The organism is Fibrobacter sp. UBA4297, from assembly GCF_002394865.1.
In the GTDB taxonomy this organism is placed as follows: Bacteria; Fibrobacterota; Fibrobacteria; order Fibrobacterales; family Fibrobacteraceae; genus Fibrobacter.
Window position 1 is genome coordinate 108,126 of record NZ_DGUZ01000006.1, and the last position, 18,954, is coordinate 127,079.

Genomic DNA, 18,954 nt, shown 5'->3' on the forward strand with positions numbered 1-18,954 from the left:
GACACGAGCCCGCGCAGCACTTGCCCAATGATTACTATTTCAAGAAGAGCGAGATTTTCCCGAAATCAAGAATCGTGATGAACACAAAGAAGCTGATGAAGAATGCCGCCGCGACGTTCTGGATTACGGATTGAGTCTTGAGACTTAGCGGCTTACCGCGCAACTTTTCAATGCCGAGGAACATCAGGAGACCGCCATCGGTAATCGCAAGCGGGAGCAAGTTCATCACACCCAGGTTGATGCTGATAAGCGCAAGGAGCATGAGGAAGTCCTGGAATCCGCTCATCCACACGTTGCCCATCACAGCGACAATCGAGACCGGGCCGGAGAACGCATCGACCTTCACCTGGCCTTGGAACAAGCGCTTGAAATAGCGGAAGATGCTCGTCGTCATTTTCCAGCTCGTAGCGCAAGTCTTTTCGAACGCTTCGACCGGGCCGCGACGCACGAGATGCGTTTCGCTGAACATCACATAGCCCATCTGGATACCGACAATGTAACGCTTGAATTCTTCGTTGTAAGCAGGCGTCATCTTCACATTGACTTTTTCGCCATTACGCAAAAGCGTCACGTTGACTTCGGCACCTTTGGAACCGTCAATCAAGCGGACAACATCTTCATAGCGAGAAATGTGCTCGCCGTTGATTTCAAAAATTGTATCGCCCTGCGCAATCCCTGCTTTTTGAGCAGCGGTACCTTCTTTAGGCGGAAGGCGGACAATCACGCGGTTGCGCGGGTAAATACCGATATCGCCAATTCCCATCTTGATGGGTTCGGAGGTCGAATCCGCCGCCGGAATCACGAGTTCTTGCGGGACGACTTTGATGGCGAGCGGCGCCCCGCCACGATGCACTTCGAGCATCACATCGGCACCGAGACTCACGCCAATCTGTTCACGAAAATCATCCCAACCTTGCGTTTCTTTTCCGTTGATAGACGTAATCGTATCGCCCGGCTGGATGCCTGCAATTTCGGCAGAGGAATTTTTCGCCACAAAACCGACAATGAGGCTCTTGTTGTCCGGTTCCTGGACGCCGACCATGTAAAGGAATATAAGGAGGATAAACGCAAAGGCGATATTCACAAACGGGCCAGCAAAGGCAATCGCAGCACGAGCGCCCACGGACTTCCCTAAAAAATCATCTTGCGACGGGAGCTTGCCCTCTTCAATGCTATCCGGATTTTCGCCAGCCATGGCGACGTAGCCGCCAAAGGGAATCGCCGAAATGCAGTATTCCGTCTCGCCCTTCTTGAAGCGGAAAAGCTTTTTGCCAAATCCTACCGAGAACGTATTTACGCGGACCTTGTTCCACTTGGCAACGATAAAATGTCCCAGTTCGTGAATAGTCACGAGGAAGCTCAGGGCAAAAAGCCCCAGAACAAACATCAACAAATTATTTAATATACTCGACATCATACGGTCAATTTAGAAAACCAAGAACAAGCAAAAACAAGGCTATTATGTAAATAATAAGCTTTTTCGACTTTTTATGCAAAGTTTGCTATTTTAACTAAAAGACTCGTCTATCAAGGAAAGAAAAATGAAATTTTTTGCAAGCACACTTTGTTGCGTTTTCACCTTTGGAATCACAGCATTTTCACAAAATGAACTTAGACCCATAGATACAATCATCTGTTATGACATAAGCCATTTAGGATTCGCCGAAACAAACGAAAAAACTTTTAATGATTTATTCTTCAAACTAAGTCGGCTACACACGATTTCATGGAATGACGAAAAATAAAATCAGGAGATATATGAAACACATTACAACAGCACTCTTCCTGTTAAGCATTTTTGCAATCGCACAAGAAAACGGAACACCTAATGGAGATGAAACCGTTTGCGAGACATTAAACCACAACGGATTCATCAGCGTCACCGAGAATTCTTACAACGAAGTTTACAACTACGTCAAAGATTCCACATTTTCTTTATTGCACTTTGCAGTCGATGTCAGCGGCACCATCGATACCGTTTTCGAAAACTACAACAATGTACTAAGTCTCGACAACCAAAATACATCCGCCCCTTTACTTGGTATCACCGAACACAAAATCACGCGAATGAAAACAATTAGCATAACAAATCGTAAATTGACATTGCCAGCAAGCAACGACTCTTCCATGATCAAAAAGTTTAAAGCTCATCGAGTCTTCATCCCCAAATCATTACCTGCAAAAGTTGGAGACTTCATCGTTATAAAAAATTATGCAGCCATACTTAACGACACGTGCTATGCAGGAGAATCCACACATCAAAAAGCACTAGTTTACGGAGAATACACACTCAACCCACAAACCCAATTACAGTTACAAAAAAATATTCGAAATAAGCCCAAGCACGGTTCAGCACGCAATCGAGATGCAAACGGCAAATACACAACAAAACGAGCAAACAACTCCATTCTATATTAAAAGTTCCCACAAAAAAACTTCCTGCAATCAGGAAGTTTTTTGTATAGACGCAAATTACAATTTACTTAATTCTTTGGCCTTTCAAATCAAAGCGTTTGCCGTTCTTTTCGATGAAGAGAGAGTGACCATCGAAACGGAAGCGCGGTTGCTGTGAGCGAACGACCTTGGATTCAACAGGCGTGTGAATTGCGATTGTGCCCTGCGAACTTGAAGATTCAACGTTTGCAGACGAGCTTGATGAAACGCTCGGAATCGACGAGGAGCTGGACGCGACTGCGGAAGACGAACTCTGCGGAACGCTCGAAGAAGAACTTGTGGCAGTTTCAGAAGAACTCGATGCCGGCACGTCTTGTCTTGCTACGCCATTGGCAGCAAATTCCGGAGCATAGCCCGCGTTGATGGCTTCGATAGCGCCAGCGAGGTATGCAAGCGGAGCGTTCCAGTTGATAGCGACTTCGTTCGTGGCGTAGCTGCAACGCTGATCGGTGTAAGCGGTTGCCGCCTGGCCCTTGCGATAATCAGCGCACTTCCATTCGGCGGCAGAACCAACGTCTTCGCCGCCAGGCTGCGGGCCACCCACAAGCATACCCGGGATCGGTTCTTCTACGTTATCCGAAGTACTCGGGCGGTGGTGCGGCATTTTCGGAGACTTGGTGCCGTAACCGGTCACAAAAGACATGTCGAGCGGGTTCTTGCCAAGGAGGTAATCTAAGACCTTGACGGCAGCCTTGTAATACTTTTGATTGCCCGTGAGGTAATAGGCATGCAAGAGCCAAACGCCCTGATTGGAGGCAACCGCATTGGAACCCCATACAAAGTCATCCTTTGCCATCACGACGCCAAAGCCTTTTTCGGCGCGGTTAGCAAAGTTGTCTGCAGTGCCCAAAATCTTTTGCTTGGCTTCGTTTGCATCGCCACCAAATTGCGCCTGATGCGTAGCCTTTTCGTACGTGGCAAGGCCCATGACATCGCCCCAGTAAGAGACGTATTCCGATGAGCCGGACTGCTTGTAAGAAGCATCACCCGTCGTGATGAAGAGTTCTGTCCCGGCAAGAACCTTTTCGTCGTTCGGGTTGTCGTTTTCGTAGGCACCTGTCGAAACGTCCGACGGATTGGCGAGATAGTTGCGGTTCGGATTCTGTTGTCCCCAGGCATAAGCCTTCTTGGCAGCCTCAAGGCACTTGGAAGCGTAATTGGCATCGAACGGCTTGTAAATGCGCGAAGCCATAGCCATTACAGCGGCAAAATCAAACGTACCCGCCGTGCTCTTGCCGATGGCGTAAAGTTTGGAATTGTCCTGCGCCGGCATCACATCGCCCGGGAAACCGAGGGAGGTAAGCTTGTGGTAGACGCCACCGTCAGAAGCCTGCATGGTGAGCATCCAGTCGAGATTGTACTTGATTTCGGCAAGCAAATCCGGGAGGGAGCCTTCGGCCGGAATGTTCCACTTGAGCGCCTTGAAATACTGCGGGAAGTGTTCGTAAAGAGAGAGGAGCGTGTAGGTCGTGATGCCCGAGTTCACAATGTAACGACCGTAGTCGCCAGCATCGTACCAGCCCTTGGTCGAATTGATCGTGCCCGAAGCACCCGTAGAATTGTGGAGTTCAGCAGTCGGATTCGTGTGGCCGGCAGCGCGAGCCCACTTGCCTGCGTACTGGCTTTCGAGAGCCATGGAGGCGCGCTGGTAGTAGAACCACTTGATGGAGGCCTTGACGATTTCTTCGTACGTCTGGGATTTCACGACGAGATCAGAACGGAGCACGTTGCCGTTTACCTTGATGCTGTACTTGCCCGCTTCGGCAAGCTTGGAGAAATCAACGAGCTGGACATTCTGACCGCTCGCGTCCCAGTAAGAGGCGGCCTTCGGCGTCACGGAGAGAACGACCTGGCCTGCGGCATTCACAAAATCCACGTTGCCGTTTGCATCGACCAAAGCGAGTTCCTTGATGTCGCCCGGACGGTAGCCAATCTGGTTGATGTAAGCAGTCGCTGCGAAAGCTGGGGCTGCGAAAAGCGCGGCAAGCGCGACGGACTTTAACGCATTATTTTTCACAAACATCCTCGTAAAAAAGTGCAAGTTTTAGCCCATATAATATAGAGCCGTTCAAGCATATTTTCTACCCGTCCGAACATCATTTTAAAGAAAAGTGTTGCAAGTGTTTTATCCATTGAAAGGGAGATTCCCGCTCGGAACGGGGTCCGGGATGACAAAGGTGGCGGGAATGACAAAGGAGCCGAGTGATGCAGAAACATGCTTGCATGTTTCTATATCCGAGGCGAACAAGTCAGACCCCTTTAGGGGAATGACAACTTCTGGAGAACAGAAAAACGGCGTCCCGGGAGGGGCGCCGTTTGCATTCTATGAATATGGATTTTTGAGGTTAGGTAGGAGAATTACTTGATGAGATGGCCCTTGAGGTCAAAGCGCTTGCCATTCTTTTCGATGAACACCTTCTGGTCTGCAAAACGGAGGCGCGGAGCAGTTTCAACCGACACACGGTTTCTCGAAACAATAGGCTTGAGAGCAGAAGTTCCGCCCTTCGCCACGCCTGGAACAGCAAACGACGGAGCGAAACCAGCATTCAAAGCCTCAAGAGCACCCGCGAGGTAGGCAAACGGGGCGTTCCAGTTAATTGCGACTTCGTTTGTCGCATAGCTGCAACGATTGTCCGTGTAAGAAGTTGCAGCCTGACCCGTTCTATAATCCTTGCATTCCCAAGACTTCGTTCCGATATCTTCACCGCCCGGCTGCGGGCCGCCCACAACCATGCCAGGAACCGGAGGCGTCACCTTGTCAGCCGTACTCGGACGATGGTGCGGCATCATCGGAGACTTTGTACCAAATCCCGTCACAAACGACATATCCAACGGGTTCTTGCCAAGCAGGTAGTCCATGACCTTCTTTGCAGCTTCGTAATACTTCTGTTCACCAGTCACATAGTAAGCGTGGAGGAGGAATACGCCCTGGTTACCCGCAACGGCATTCGAGCCCCAAACGAAATCTTCCTGAGACATGACAACGCCAAAGCCCTTCGTTGCAACGTATGCAAATTCATTAGCAAAATCCAAGAGCATCTGCTTTGCCGTTTCAGCGTCGGCGCCAACTTCGGTGGCATGGGTAGCTGCGCCATAAACAGCGAGACCATACATTTCAGGCCATGCAGGAACAATGCTTACCTTGTTCGGGTCAATCGTCGGTTTATACGATGCATCGCCCGTCGAAATGAACAGTTCCATACCGGCAAAAGCCTTTTCATCAGAGAATTCACCATCGCCATACGAGCCTGTAGCAACATCCATCGGGTTGTTGAAGGCTACCTTCGGATTCTTTTCGGCCCAAGCGTATGCCTTCTTTGCAGCTTCAAGGCACTTCGTGGCATAAGCTTCATCATAAGGCTTATACACGCGGTAAGCAGCAGCCATCACACCCGCAAAATCAAGCGCGGCAGCCGTACCCTTACCGATAACATAAAGCTTTTCCGTATCCTTCGCCGGCATCACGTCGCCCGGGAACTGGAGTGTCGAAAGCTTGTGGTAAACCATGCCATCGGCAGCCTGCATCGTGAGCATCCAATCCAGGTTGTACTTGATTTCGGCAAGCAAGTCCGGCAGGGCGCCTTCGGCGGGAATGTTCCACTTGAGCGTCTTGAAGTAATCCGGGAAATGTTCGTAAAGCGAAAGAAGCGTGTAGGTGGTAATGCCCGAGTTCACGATATAGCGCCCGTAGTCGCCTGCATCGTACCAGCCCTTGCTGGACTCGATTGTTCCAGAGGCACCCGTCGAATTGTGGAGTGTCACGGTTGCATTCGTATGGCCGGCATCGCGTTTCCACTGGCCTGCATAAGTTTCTTCAAGCGGCATGGATGCACGCTGGTAGTAATACCACTTGAGCGCGGCCTTTGCAATATCTTCGAAAGTCTTGTCGGCAATCTTCAAGTCCGAGCGCAGCACTTGCCCGCCCTGCTTGATGGAATAAGTTCCCGAAGCCTTCAATTCCGAGAAATCGACCAGTTGCACATCCTGATTGCTCGGATCCCAGTGAGAAGCCGCCTTCGGCGTCACCTTGAGGACCGTTTGGCCTGCAGCATCGACAATTTCGATATCGCCCGCACCATCGACCAAAGCGAATTCCTTCGGGTCCGACGGACGGTAACCGATCTGGTTGATGTATGCCGTTGCAGCGGTTGCAGCAGTCGCAAGCGAAAGCACGGTGGCCGCAAGCGGGACGAACTGTTTTAAGCCAAATTTGACCTTCATAGGACACTCCTTTCCGTTTTATTACCCTAATAATATATCCCGAAAAAGCGGAAATAAGCCTTATATAAAACAAAAACTGGATACAGCTGTACCCAGTGTGCGAAATTGCAAACGATTTTTAACGTTTAACGTAACCGAACGCGCGCCGAGCACCCTCCGGAGTCGTAGCGACAACGTAGTAAGAGCCAGGGTTCAAGCGCAAGCCGTCAAAAGAGGGAGCTTTCGCCACAAACATTCCATTAAGCGAATAGACGCAGTACGATTCTTTGGCATTCCAAAGGCGCGACTTGCCCAAAACGAGAGTTGAATCCGTATCGTCCGATTCCACATCAGGAACCCTAGCCGCCTTCGCCTCGCGCGCCTTATCCAAAAACGCAACCGCCTTGTCCAAGTTTGCAGCGACATACATTTCGGAGCCGCCATGGGAACCGCCCTGAACCGAAACAAGTTCCGTCACCACATTGTGCGCCTTAAGTGAATCGTAAAGTTCCTTACTCTGTTCCTTGTTCACAATCTGGTCCGATGTCCCATGGAACAAAATAACCGGCGGATCGTCTTCACTTGCGTAATACGGCGAACTTGCGACCATCCACTTGTCCTTATTGCCTTCCCGTTCAACACCGATAAACGCCCCCTCGTACGTACCCGGCCCCATAAAGTTTTCTATCGGGTTCATCGTGTAAATATCCGTCGGCGGAGACCAAAGCGTTGCCGCATCGATGCAACTGCTGAACGAAGTAAAATCACCGAGCGAGCCCACCAAATCTACAGTCACAGAACCGGACTTGCCTTCTTCCAAGCCACAGGTTGTTGCGACCAAACTAGACAGGTGACCGCCCGACGAAAATCCGGACATGGCGATAAAACTTGTATCAATTTTATACTTCGCCGCATTGCCACGCATAAAACGAACAACAGCCTTGAGGTCGTGCAACTGCGCCGGATATTTTGCATCACTTGCCGAACGGTGATTTGGAGTTGCCACGGCATAACCCGCCTTGAGATAAGCGGCACAGATTGTATTCAAGTCTGCAGAGCCCTTGGAATTGTTCATGCTCCAGGCGCTTCCATAAGTGTGGATGACTAACGGGTACGAATCCTTCTGCTCCTTGGGCAAGTAAACATCTAGCGTATGGTAAACTTGTCCATCGCCCACGTAATTTACATTGGCAAATTTTTCAGAATACTCTATTTTACCGTTACCGGACTGCTCTCCGCCAAAGCCGCCACCAAAATTACCCCCGCCCCACTGGGCAAACGAGGATACGGCAAGGCCAAAACCGAGAGCCAAGATTATTTGTTTCATCCAATCACTCCTACTAATTGTATATAAAATACCTCAAAAAAAATCTGTAGCGCAAGGATAGGACTATATTTCGTTGTACTCGTTCACAACTTTAGTGCAACAACACAGATTCCCTCCAAAGCCAGTCATTACTATTTTATTACATTTATCATTGATAAACAAAAAAATGATTCTTTAAGGATATTTTTATGAATATTGCAATTGTCGGTACCGGTTACGTAGGCCTTGTAAGCGGCACATGCTTTGCCGAAATGGGCGTCAATGTGACTTGCGTCGATGTGAACCAGGCTAAAATCGAATCTCTCCAGAAAGGCGAAATACCCATATACGAACCGGGTCTCGACGAAATGGTGCTCCGTAACCAGCGCGAAGGCCGCCTCAACTTCACGACCGACCTCGCGAGCGTCCTCGACAATGTCGAAATGGTATTCAGCGCCGTGGGTACGCCCCCCGACGAAGACGGTTCCGCCGACTTGCAGTACGTGCTCGCCGTGGCACGCACGTTCGGCCAGAACATCAAGAAGTACACCGTTCTCGTGACCAAGTCTACCGTCCCAGTCGGCACCGCCAAGAAGGTCAAGGCCGCCATCCAGGAAGAGCTCGACAAGCGTGGTGTGAACGTTCCGTTCGACGTCGCAAGCAATCCGGAATTTTTGAAGGAAGGCTCCGCCATCACGGACTTCATGAAGCCCGACCGCGTTGTCGTCGGTGTGGAAAGCGAACAGGCCAAGGAACTCATGACCCGCCTCTACCGCCCGATGATGCTCAACAACTTCCGCGTGATTTTCACGGACATCCCGAGCGCCGAAATGATCAAGTACGCCGCAAACTCCATGCTCGCAACCCGCATCAGCTTCATGAACGACATCGCAAACCTCTGCGAACTCGTGGGCGCCGACGTGAACATGGTCCGTAAGGGCATCGGTAGCGACACCCGCATCGGCAGCAAATTCCTCTACCCGGGCTGCGGCTACGGTGGAAGCTGCTTCCCGAAAGACGTGAAAGCCCTCATCAAGACCGCCGAAAAGAACGGCTACAAGATGGGCGTTCTCAAGGCCGTCGAAGAAGTGAACGAATACCAGAAGACGGTGCTGTTCAACAAGCTCGCCAAGCGCTTCGGTGGCGAAGCAAACCTCAAGGGCAAGACCATTGCCATGTGGGGCCTCGCCTTCAAGCCCGAAACTGATGACATGCGCGAAGCCACCGCCCTCGTGCTCATCGACCTCTTGACCAAGGCCGGCGCAACAATCCGCGTGTACGACCCAGTCGCCATGAACGAATGCAAGCGCCGCATGGCAGCACGCCCCGACGCAGCAACAATCGCAAGCCAAATCGTTTACTGCAACGACATGTACGAAGCTTTGCTCGATGCCGACGCCTTGCTGCTCGTCACCGAATGGAAGCAGTTCCGCATGCCGAGCTTCGGCGTGATGAAGAAGTCGATGAAGAACGCCCTCATCATCGACGGACGCAACATCTACGACGCAAAGGAGCTCGCCGACGCCGGCTTTGAATACAGCGCCATCGGTTGCTAAGGTATAGCCATGCTTGACAAAAACGTTATCCTCAATGGAAAGGCCGTTCTCGTTACAGGTGCAGCTGGATTTATCGGTTGCAACCTCTGCAAGAAGTTACTCAACGACTACAACTGCGCAGAACTCGTCGGACTCGATAGCATCACCGACTACTACGACGTGAACATCAAGCATGAACGCCTCAAGGAAATCGAAGCGCTCGCCACCGCCACCGGCAAGAAGTGGACGTTTATCAAAGCAAACCTCGCCGACAAGGCCGCCATCGACAGCCTGTTCGAGAAGTACCACTTTGCCGTCGTCGTGAACCTCGCCGCCCAGGCAGGCGTCCGCTACTCCATCACAAACCCCGACGCCTACATCCAGAGCAACCTCATCGGATTCTACAACATTCTGGAAGCCTGCCGCAGGGGCGCCGAAAAAGGCGAAGTCGAGCACCTCGTGTACGCAAGTTCCTCCAGCGTGTACGGCAGCAACAAGAAAATCCCGTACTCCACCGACGACAAAGTCGACAATCCGGTCTCACTCTACGCCGCCACCAAGAAGAGCAACGAACTCATGGCGCACGCCTACAGCAAGCTCTACAACATTCCGAGCACCGGGCTCCGCTTCTTTACCGTCTACGGCCCCGCAGGCCGCCCGGACATGGCGTACTTCGGATTCACCAACAAGCTCAAGGCCGGCAAGACCATCCAAATTTTCAACTACGGCAAGTGCAAGCGCGACTTTACCTACGTCGATGACATTGTCGAAGGCGTCGTACGCGTGATGCAGCACGCCCCCGAAAAGCGAAGCGGCGAAGACGGACTCCCCCTCCCGCCGTACAAGGTCTACAACATCGGCAACAACCACCCGGAAAACCTGCTCGACTTCGTGACGATTCTCCAAGAAGAGCTCGTCCGCGCGAAGGTACTCCCCGCCGATTACGACTTCGAAGCCCACAAGGAACTTGTGCCCATGCAGCCCGGTGACGTTCCCGTGACCTACGCCGACACGACCGCTCTGGAACAGGATTTCGGCTTCAAGCCCGCCACCCCGCTCCGCGAAGGTTTAAGGAAGTTCGCGGAATGGTATGCGGAGTATTATGGGAAGGAAGAGTAGCGGGAAAATACTATAAAAAAGAACATAGCATACCTATAAAATCACCATTTACTATATTATTTGTGCAACAATCATCATTAATTAGACTCTATTCATTATGAACGATATTCAGCATATTTTTATTATTGGAAGTAAAGGTATCCCCGGAGCGTATGGTGGATACGAAACCTTCGTTGATAAATTGACAGAATATCAGGAAAATGACAAACGCTTCAAATATCACGTAGCGTGTAAATCAACAGAAAATGGCGAATTTGAGTATCACAACGCCCATTGTTTCAATGTAAAAGTTCCCCCAATTGGTGCAGTAGCGGCAATCATTTATGATATCCAAGCCCTTTTGCAAAGCATCCGCTACATAAAAAAAAATAACATACAACACCCTATTATATATTGTCTAGCTTGTCGTATCGGTCCCTTCATGCGCATATTCCAAAAAAAAATTCACGCACTGGGAGGAAAACTATATGTGAATCCGGATGGTCATGAATGGCTTCGAGCAAAGTGGTCTCTGCCTGTCCGAAAATATTGGAAATTCAGCGAAAATCTGATGGTCAAATATGCAGACTTACTCATTTGTGATTCCAAGAACATCGAAAAATACATTCGCGAAACATACGCCAAATATAAACCAAACACTACATACATCGCTTACGGAGCAGAAATCCGCAAAAGCCACCTCGCTGATGACGACAAAACTTTCGTAAACTGGCTTGACGAAAAAGGTCTACAGCCCAAACAATATTATCTAGTTGTCGGTCGTTTCGTTCCTGAAAACAATTACGAAACGATGATTCGCGAATTCATGGCAAGCAAGACTACGAAGAATTTTGCATTAATCACGAACGTAAACAAGAGGTTCTTGGAAAAGCTCAAGAAAAAGACTCATTTCGACAAAGATCCCCGCATCAAGTTCGTTGGCACTGTTTATGACCAAGAACTTTTGATGAAAATTCGTGAACAAGCATATGCCTACTTTCATGGTCACGAAGTCGGCGGGACCAACCCAAGCTTGCTAGAAGCGCTCGCCAGTAGTGACTTAAACCTTCTTTTGGACGTGGGATTCAACCGAGAAGTAGCTGAAGACGCAGCAATATATTGGACAAAACAACCTCATAGTTTAGCGACAACCATAGAAGAAGCTGATCAACTCAATAGCGAAGTAATCAGCCACCTCGCTTCAGCAAGCACAAAAAGAATAACTGATGCCTACAATTGGAATTACATTTCCAATCAATACATTCTTATATGGAACAGCACCCTACAATAGTTAGAACGTCTTTTTGCTTATGAAGATACTACTCATAGACCAAATTGCCAAGGTGAATTTTAGATATACGTATTCCCTTGCGAATGGACTTATCAAAAACGGGATCGATGTTGAACTCGTTACAGATTTGAAAAAAGAAGACGAAAATTGCATCTGTAAAAAATATAGGTGGTTCAATACAGACGAGAAGGGAATCGGCATAATCCCCAAAATAGGCAACTATCTAGCCTCTTACAGAAAAATTTTACAACTAGTAAAAGAAAACAACTACGATGTAATACAGACCGAGTGGTTTATCGCATCGCCAATAGACTATTTTTTCCTAAAAAAGATAAAAAAGTTATCAAAAGCCAAACTAATCATGACGGTTCACGACATTCTACCGTTCAATGAGCTTTTTTATGATAGATATTTTTACGGGAAACTATACGATCTCGCAGACAAGATTATTTTACAAGCTCCAGGAAACAAGTCCCGATTTGCAAGCTTGTTCCCTAACGATGTAGACAAGGTTCGAATTATCCCTCACGGACACATGTTGGACTACATAGAAACCGCAGAGAAAAGTGGAAGCCGTAAGATATTGGGAATTCCCGAAAACAAGCTGGTTTTGTTGTTCTTTGGGCAAATCAAAAAAGTCAAAGGAGTCGATGTTCTTTTAAAAGCGCTATCCCTTTTAAAAGACAAGCATCCAGAACTATCCGTCATCATAGCCGGAAGTGTTTGGAAAACAGATTTTTCCGAATGTGAAAAGATAATAAATTCCAACCAGCTAGACAATTGCCTGAAATTAGATATAAGATACATTCCTGACAACGAAATCAAGTACTATTACGGAGCCGCAGATGCTTGCGTTTTGCCTTATACGGACGTGTACCAAAGTGGCGTCATTCAACTAGCATACGGTTACAAGAAACCTGTTATTTCTTCAGATTTGCAAGCATTTACCCAGTTTGTAAAGGAGAACATCTCGGGCTTTGTATCCAAAAGAGGAGACGAAGCAAGCCTAGCAAGAGCTATAGAACGCCTGATAGCAAACCAAAATAATCTCGTAGAAATGGGAGAAAATGGTTATAAATTGGTAAAATCCGAATTAGACTGGGAAAAATTAACAAAGCAAATGATAGCAGAATGCTACATTTAATAAAAAAATCTTATGAAGATCGGAATCCTAACATGGTTTTTTGCGGACAACTACGGAGCAAGGGCACAAAGTTTCGCACTACAAAAGACGCTTGAAGCATTAGGCCATAATGTCGAAATGATAAATTATGTGCCTTTTAAGAATAAGATTCTCAATTTGAAAATGTGCCTCAGTCATCCTGGCTGTAAAATCAATCCAATTAAAATAGTTCGAGACCTAATCAGGCATCTTTTTTTTAAACGAGACAAATCCATCTACAACATATCTACAGCAGTCCGCTCAGCACAATCAATTAACGAACTGCATTATGATTTTGTCATTCTCGGTTCAGATGCCATTTTCAACTTGCTCCATCCTATGAGCGATAAGCTATATTATGGCGTCGGAATCAATGCAAAAAAAGCTACGTATTCTCCAAGTTGTGAATACATGAATACAGATTACGCTTTATCCGCAGACGAAAAAGACAGTCTCCAGACGATGGGCAAAATTAGCGTACGCGACAATCGCACAACACAACTACTGCAGCAGAATGGATTTACAGATATCATTGAAACGCTAGATCCTACGTTTTTATACGACTTCAAACTTTTTAACCAGGCGTTTCCCGAAAAAGATTACATCCTCGTCTATTGTTTTTCTGACTGGGCTGAATATTCTAAAGATATTCAGCAATTCGCCAAAGAGAAAAAGCTAAAAATCATTTCAATAGGCAGAATCTGCAACTGGGCTAATAAGTCATACGACACTGCTAGGCTGGGAGAATGGATTTCAGCATTCAGAGCAGCCTCCATCGTCGTCACGGATTCTTACCACGGAACAATCTTTGCTATAAAGAATCACAAGCAAATTATTTTGTTTTCGCGTCAGGACAAAATTGATAAAATAAACTGCTTGCTATCTCAATTTGAAATTCAGTTACCTGTATATCAAAAGAATACAGGAATAAATAACTATATTGGAAAAAATTCCATTAATTACAGCGTTGTAGAAAAGAACCTAAAAAGACTCGTGACCAAATCTATAACATATTTAAAGGACAAAATTACATAAGGTGCATTTGAAAAATGGTTATACCATTTTACATTTTATTCATTTTTTATATTGTATTCGCAGTTTATTTCGCATCAAAGCGAAACATAAACATGCTGCGTTTTTTTCTCATTGCCATATTTTGTCAAAATCTTATTTGTATTGTAGTCTTTAATTACGTTTCAGCATCAACAATAAAATCTTTTACATTGATAAAAGAAATGATGCTTTATTTAAGCATCGTATTCTGTCTTTTAGCATCCTTTAAGATAAAAATCCATACAAAATCAAAGTATTTTCTTTTTGTTTCTCTATACATTTTAGCCATCATTTGGAATTTCTTTTTTTCACCAGCACCTATCCAAGCAAGAATTCTTGTTGCACGATTCCTTGTACTTCCCATCATTTGCATCGGAATAGGGAAATCAATGATTCTCCCCACCCCCATGGTTCCAAAACTATTGCGATCAATCCTTTACTTTGGCATATTCCTCGCCATAAGTGGGATTATCGAATATAAGGTAGGCGATTCATTTTGGACAAACATCGGTTATAGCCAATACGCAATAGACATTAAAGGAAATACCCCCTGGGGGCTGATCAACGGAGTCACTGCAAATTTCTACACATACGACTTCGGTCCAATGCTACGAAGGGTTGTTACTCACACAGCGGATCCTCTTGCCAGTGCATTTTTAATATCCTTGGCTTTTGGTATAGCCACCTTTAAAAAAAGCCTCAATTTAAAACACAAAAGATTCAATTTCCATACCATATGCTGGTTCTTTCTTGCCATAATCTGCATATTGACTCTATCAAAAGCAGTCTTTATCAACATGGCTATCCTGATGATGATAAAGCTTTACTACAATAAAAACATCCCAAAATCCATTTCTAAACTAGCATATGCATTGCTCATAGGAGTAATCGTTATTAATGTAAAAAAAATGATTATGGGAGCAGACAACTCCGTTGCAGTGCATTTTAACGGTTTCATTAACGGTATTATGTCGAGTGGGCTGTTCGGGAACGGCTTGGGTACAGCAGGAGCATCTGCATCAATGCTTGCGGCGGCAGATGTCGAAGTTGCAGAAAGTTTTATTGGAGCAATGGCAGTTCAAATCGGCGCTATAGGAACAATAGCATTTATCGGTTTGATGTATCAAATTATAAAAAAAATCAATGAAAACTACCAAAGAAGCCACAATGAGTTTTTCTTACTCTGCAAGGCCCTTTTTTATGGATTACTTGTAAGTATTTTCTTCTCAGAATCAAGCGTTACCATTATGGGAACGGGCATTTATTTTATTCTACTCGGGATAGCAACAAGAAAATCCTGGGAAAATGAACAAACAGAAGGACCCCATGAACAACAGTGCTTTAGTATCAATAATAATTCCAATTTATAAGGTCGAAAAATATGTCCAGAAATGTATAGAATCCGTTCTCAATCAAGATTATAGCAATATCGAACTGATTCTTGTTGATGATGGTTCTCCAGATCGCAGTGGCCAAATCGCCGATGAATATGCACAAAAGGATGCTCGCGTTCGCGTAATCCACAAACACAACGAAGGGGTTGCGGTTGCTAGAAATGTTGGAATGGATGCCGCTCGAGGTGATTTTGTCCTTTTTGTTGATTCCGACGACTGGATTTCCAAAGATCATGTCAGTCATTTGGTGTCTCTGCAAAAAAGAGATGATTCTGACATGTGCATGACTACGGAGTATTTTACCCAAAAGACTGATAAACAGACTTCTGTAGAAAAAATTGAAACGATTTCATCAGAAAAGGCGGCAACATTGCTTTTGTCGCCCAAGCTGGTGGTTGGATCCTACAATAAGCTATATAGAAGAAGCTGGCTTGAATCAAACCGAATTCGACAGAATACGAATCTTTTTTCAGGAGAAGGACTTCATTTCATCGTGACTGCAGCTCAACATGCAAACCACGTAACAATAAGCAACCACAAGATTTACTACTATCGAAGAAATGTACAGGAAAGTGCAACAACGAAGTTCAATATAAAAATGTTTACCAACAACGAACTATCCTTGAATTTAATTGAAAAAGAGAGGGTTGCAAACGGAAAAGACTTCCTAAATATGCTTTCGCTGTTCAGAACGCACCTGAAAATCAACGGCATGCTCGCCCTTATTTCAAATTCAAAACAAAACGACTATCCTGAGGAATTCAGGAGATGGAAAAACGAAATTAGAAAAATGGGTATTCCATTACTGTTTTGCAGAAATATTCCGCTAAAATCCAAGATTCGCATCATTTGTGTCATCTTAGCACCATGTCTATGGGCGGATATGGCTCAACGAAAGCGAAACAGAATTTTCAAGGGTAGTGTTTAATTGTTCAGAACTCAGCTGAATAAATTCGTTGCGTCGTATAAAAAAATGCCTTTATCTGCAAAGGCGTCTCTATTTTTTTTAGCGGCAAATATATTTCAAAAAGCAATCATGGTTGTCTTTACTCCTGTTTTTACAAGAATCATGACAACCGAGGAATTTGCCCAGTATGCTGTATTCCAGTCATGGGAAACCATATTTACTGTATTCGTAACATTAAATATTTCCAGCTATGCAACAGCAAAAGCTTTAGTCGAATTCAAAGATAAACAAGATGATTTTATTTCTAGTGCCGAATTTTTGACGATACTATTGGTGCTGTTTTTTCTGGGGATTTTCCTTATTGTAAAATCTTTTATTGGAGAAATAAATGCATTCCCTACGTGGGTTTCAATTCTGTTATTTGTCGATATGGCTTCTGTTGCTTTTTTTTCATTTTGGTCTCAGTCAGAGCGATTTAACCAAAGATACAAGGCCTTGACGCTTGTCTCCATAGCGACAGGTATGCTATCCCCTATAATAGCGTTCTTTTTAATTGTATTCTCCAAGGACATTGGACTGTATAAGGGATGGGCCCGAGTTATAGGGCTTGTCTTAACAAACGGAATTGCAGCCATATTTATTTTATATTGGAGCGTAAAAAAAAGCAAAACATTCTTTGTCCTAAAATATTGGAAGTATTGCATTCAATATTGCCTACCTCTTATTCCCCATTTCCTATCTATGGCATTTCTATTGAAAGTCGGACAATTGTTTGTTGATAGGTATTGCGGTGGCAATATGTCAGGCATTTATGCTTTAGCAAACAGCTTGGCTCTTTTAATGATGGTCTTTAACGACGCGTTGACCAAAACCCTGGTTCCTTGGACATATCAGAAAATGGCAATTAAGAGCTACAATGAAATTAAAAAGCCCATAACCATAGCCCTTATTATAATTGCGATCCTAGATATAGCAATGGCTCTAGTAGCCCCAGAACTAGTTCGTATATTTGCCAACTCTGCATATTATGACGCCATATACGCCATACCGCCTTTGGTTGCTGTTTGTTTTTTTGGTTTTTTATACAACACATTTGCGAATATCGAATATTATTTCAAAGAAACCAAGTATGTATCTTTTGCTAGCGTTTGTGCAGGGGTCGTAATACTTACAGCAAACTTCCTACTTGTTCCTAAATTTGGATATATCGCAGCAGCATACTCCACATGGTTTAGCTATGTCATATATGCAATCATGCACTATGTATTTATGCAGCTGACCATAAAGAAACATATAGACGGGATAAAAATTTATGATGACAGTTTCATCTTAAAAGTGTCTTTGATTTTTTCCGCAATAATAGCTTGTATCCCAATTCTTTACAAGTATACAGAAATCAGATGGTCTATTATCGGTTTCGTCATTGTATTTGCTATTGTCATGCGAAAAACTATTATAAAAACAGCCTGCATCCTTAAAAAAGAAAAAACATGAAAAAAAAGAATATCGCAATAGAATTAATGCGAGTGATATCAATGCTCATGATAGTGGCCTATCATTGGCAAATTCACGCTTGCAACGACGGCATATGTAGTTCTCCTGTTTCTCCTAATCAAATTTTTTCATTCCTTGTCGGTTCATGGGGAACTCTTGGCGTCAATATTTTTTTCGTCATTTCTGCCTATTTTCTTATCAAAAGCAAAAACATCAACATGGAAAAAGCCTTTTTGCTGGTGGGGAAAGTTTCTATTTACGGAACCGCAGTTGTCCTCATAGCAAATAGCATCGGAATTGTCCCATTTAACATAATTACTTTTATAAAATCTGTACTAGGAGTATTTGCATTCCAATATTGGTTTATTTCTGTATATGTTGTGTTATACATCCTACACCCGGCATTGAATTCTATTCTGGAATCATCCTCAGAGCAATATCTGAGAATAAGTCTCCTGACCATTATAATATCTACATATTTCGTTGCTTTTGCTTCTGGAAATCTGTTTTTGGGACGATTAGCTTGTGGATTGTGCATATATCTGACTATTGGGTATCTTGAGAAATATCCACAAAGGAACTTCTTGCGAAAATACGGGAAAATCGCATTTCCTGTCTTATTTTTAGGCATATTAGGAACAGAAATTGTACTATCCCACTTAGGAGCCAACTACAGCCCTTTATTTTATTCGTGCATCAGACGTTTGCAAGATACACATTCCCCTGTTATGTTTTTTACGAGCTTATGCATGTTCTATTCTTTTGTAAACATTCAATTCATAGAGAACGGAATCATTCTTTTCCTTGGAAGAATGTCCGTCGGAGCTTATATGATTCATGGCGGAGCCTCATTCATAAAAGACATCCTATGGGACAAAACGCTAAGCGCATGTCAATACTATAAGCTTTCTCTATTTGCTTATGGCTACCATTACATTGGTTCCGTATTACTCATATTCGCTGTTGGTATACTAGCTGAGCTAATTTACACAAATACATTTGAAAGGTTTCTTAAGTTTTCGTATCGAAAACTACAAATCATTAAACAAAGAATCTAATT

General features: G+C 45.0%; 15 protein-coding genes. 10 read left to right on the forward strand and 5 right to left on the reverse strand.

The window, feature by feature from the left end; all coding sequences use genetic code 11:
• Window positions 1-34: 34 nt before the first annotated feature.
• A complete protein-coding gene (rseP, locus tag B3A20_RS02465; RefSeq protein WP_290761508.1) occupies window positions 35-1,387 on the reverse strand; it encodes an RIP metalloprotease RseP in 1,353 nt (450 codons plus the stop codon).
• A 371-nt stretch (window positions 1,388-1,758) separates the two neighbouring features.
• Here rseP and B3A20_RS02470 point away from each other — a divergent pair, with 371 nt between their 5' ends.
• A complete protein-coding gene (locus tag B3A20_RS02470) occupies window positions 1,759-2,418 on the forward strand; it encodes a hypothetical protein (RefSeq protein WP_290761452.1) in 660 nt (219 codons plus the stop codon).
• Between the two features lie 61 nt (window positions 2,419-2,479).
• Here the strand turns inward: B3A20_RS02470 and B3A20_RS02475 are convergent, their stop codons facing one another.
• The 3 genes from B3A20_RS02475 to B3A20_RS02485 all read right to left on the reverse strand — a co-directional run bounded on the left by B3A20_RS02475 (window position 2,480) and on the right by B3A20_RS02485 (window position 7,981).
• On the reverse strand, window positions 2,480-4,477 hold the full coding sequence (locus B3A20_RS02475; protein ID WP_290761454.1) for a glycoside hydrolase family 9 protein: 1,998 nt from the start codon (window positions 4,475-4,477) through the stop codon (window positions 2,480-2,482).
• A 335-nt stretch (window positions 4,478-4,812) separates the two neighbouring features.
• Entirely contained in the window at window positions 4,813-6,675 is a 1,863-nt protein-coding gene (locus B3A20_RS02480) for a glycoside hydrolase family 9 protein (protein ID WP_290761456.1), read from the reverse strand.
• Window positions 6,676-6,793: 118 nt separating this feature from the next.
• Window positions 6,794-7,981, reverse strand: coding sequence for an alpha/beta hydrolase (locus tag B3A20_RS02485; protein ID WP_290761458.1), 1,188 nt, complete (start codon window positions 7,979-7,981; stop codon window positions 6,794-6,796).
• Between the two features lie 188 nt (window positions 7,982-8,169).
• On the opposite strand from B3A20_RS02485, the gene B3A20_RS02490 reads away from it, so the two are divergent.
• The 5 genes from B3A20_RS02490 to B3A20_RS02510 all read left to right on the forward strand — a co-directional run bounded on the left by B3A20_RS02490 (window position 8,170) and on the right by B3A20_RS02510 (window position 14,081).
• Entirely contained in the window at window positions 8,170-9,516 is a 1,347-nt protein-coding gene (locus B3A20_RS02490) for a UDP-glucose dehydrogenase family protein (protein ID WP_290761460.1), read from the forward strand.
• Window positions 9,517-9,525: 9 nt separating this feature from the next.
• The gene (locus B3A20_RS02495) at window positions 9,526-10,614 is read left to right on the forward strand and encodes an NAD-dependent epimerase/dehydratase family protein (protein ID WP_290761462.1); all 1,089 of its coding nucleotides are present in this window, start codon (window positions 9,526-9,528) and stop codon (window positions 10,612-10,614) included.
• A gap of 97 nt (window positions 10,615-10,711) precedes the next feature.
• Window positions 10,712-11,884, forward strand: coding sequence for a beta 1-4 rhamnosyltransferase Cps2T (gene cps2T, locus B3A20_RS02500; protein WP_290761464.1), 1,173 nt, complete (start codon window positions 10,712-10,714; stop codon window positions 11,882-11,884).
• Between the two features lie 19 nt (window positions 11,885-11,903).
• Window positions 11,904-13,028, forward strand: a complete 1,125-nt coding sequence (locus B3A20_RS02505) for a glycosyltransferase family 4 protein (protein WP_290761466.1) — start codon at window positions 11,904-11,906, stop codon at window positions 13,026-13,028.
• A gap of 12 nt (window positions 13,029-13,040) precedes the next feature.
• The gene (locus B3A20_RS02510) at window positions 13,041-14,081 is read left to right on the forward strand and encodes a polysaccharide pyruvyl transferase family protein (RefSeq protein WP_290761469.1); all 1,041 of its coding nucleotides are present in this window, start codon (window positions 13,041-13,043) and stop codon (window positions 14,079-14,081) included.
• 208 nt (window positions 14,082-14,289) lie between these two features.
• Here B3A20_RS02510 and B3A20_RS02515 read toward each other — a convergent pair whose 3' ends face one another.
• Window positions 14,290-14,466: a hypothetical protein gene (locus B3A20_RS02515; RefSeq protein WP_290761471.1), complete on the reverse strand. Its 177-nt coding sequence runs from the start codon at window positions 14,464-14,466 to the stop codon at window positions 14,290-14,292.
• Window positions 14,467-14,488: 22 nt separating this feature from the next.
• On the opposite strand from B3A20_RS02515, the gene B3A20_RS02520 reads away from it, so the two are divergent.
• From B3A20_RS02520 to B3A20_RS02535, 4 genes are read left to right on the forward strand one after another with little or no spacing between them, the layout of a single operon-like run.
• Complete coding sequence (locus B3A20_RS02520) at window positions 14,489-15,469, forward strand: hypothetical protein (protein WP_290761473.1); 981 nt, start codon at window positions 14,489-14,491, stop codon at window positions 15,467-15,469.
• Window positions 15,426-16,421, forward strand: a complete 996-nt coding sequence (locus B3A20_RS02525; protein WP_290761475.1) for a glycosyltransferase family 2 protein — start codon at window positions 15,426-15,428, stop codon at window positions 16,419-16,421. Before B3A20_RS02520 ends, B3A20_RS02525 begins: the two co-directional genes overlap by 44 nt.
• Before the next feature lie 45 nt (window positions 16,422-16,466).
• On the forward strand, window positions 16,467-17,894 hold the full coding sequence (locus B3A20_RS02530; RefSeq protein WP_290761477.1) for a lipopolysaccharide biosynthesis protein: 1,428 nt from the start codon (window positions 16,467-16,469) through the stop codon (window positions 17,892-17,894).
• Window positions 17,891-18,952: an acyltransferase family protein gene (locus B3A20_RS02535; RefSeq protein WP_290761479.1), complete on the forward strand. Its 1,062-nt coding sequence runs from the start codon at window positions 17,891-17,893 to the stop codon at window positions 18,950-18,952. Before B3A20_RS02530 ends, B3A20_RS02535 begins: the two co-directional genes overlap by 4 nt.
• Window positions 18,953-18,954 lie beyond the last annotated feature (2 nt).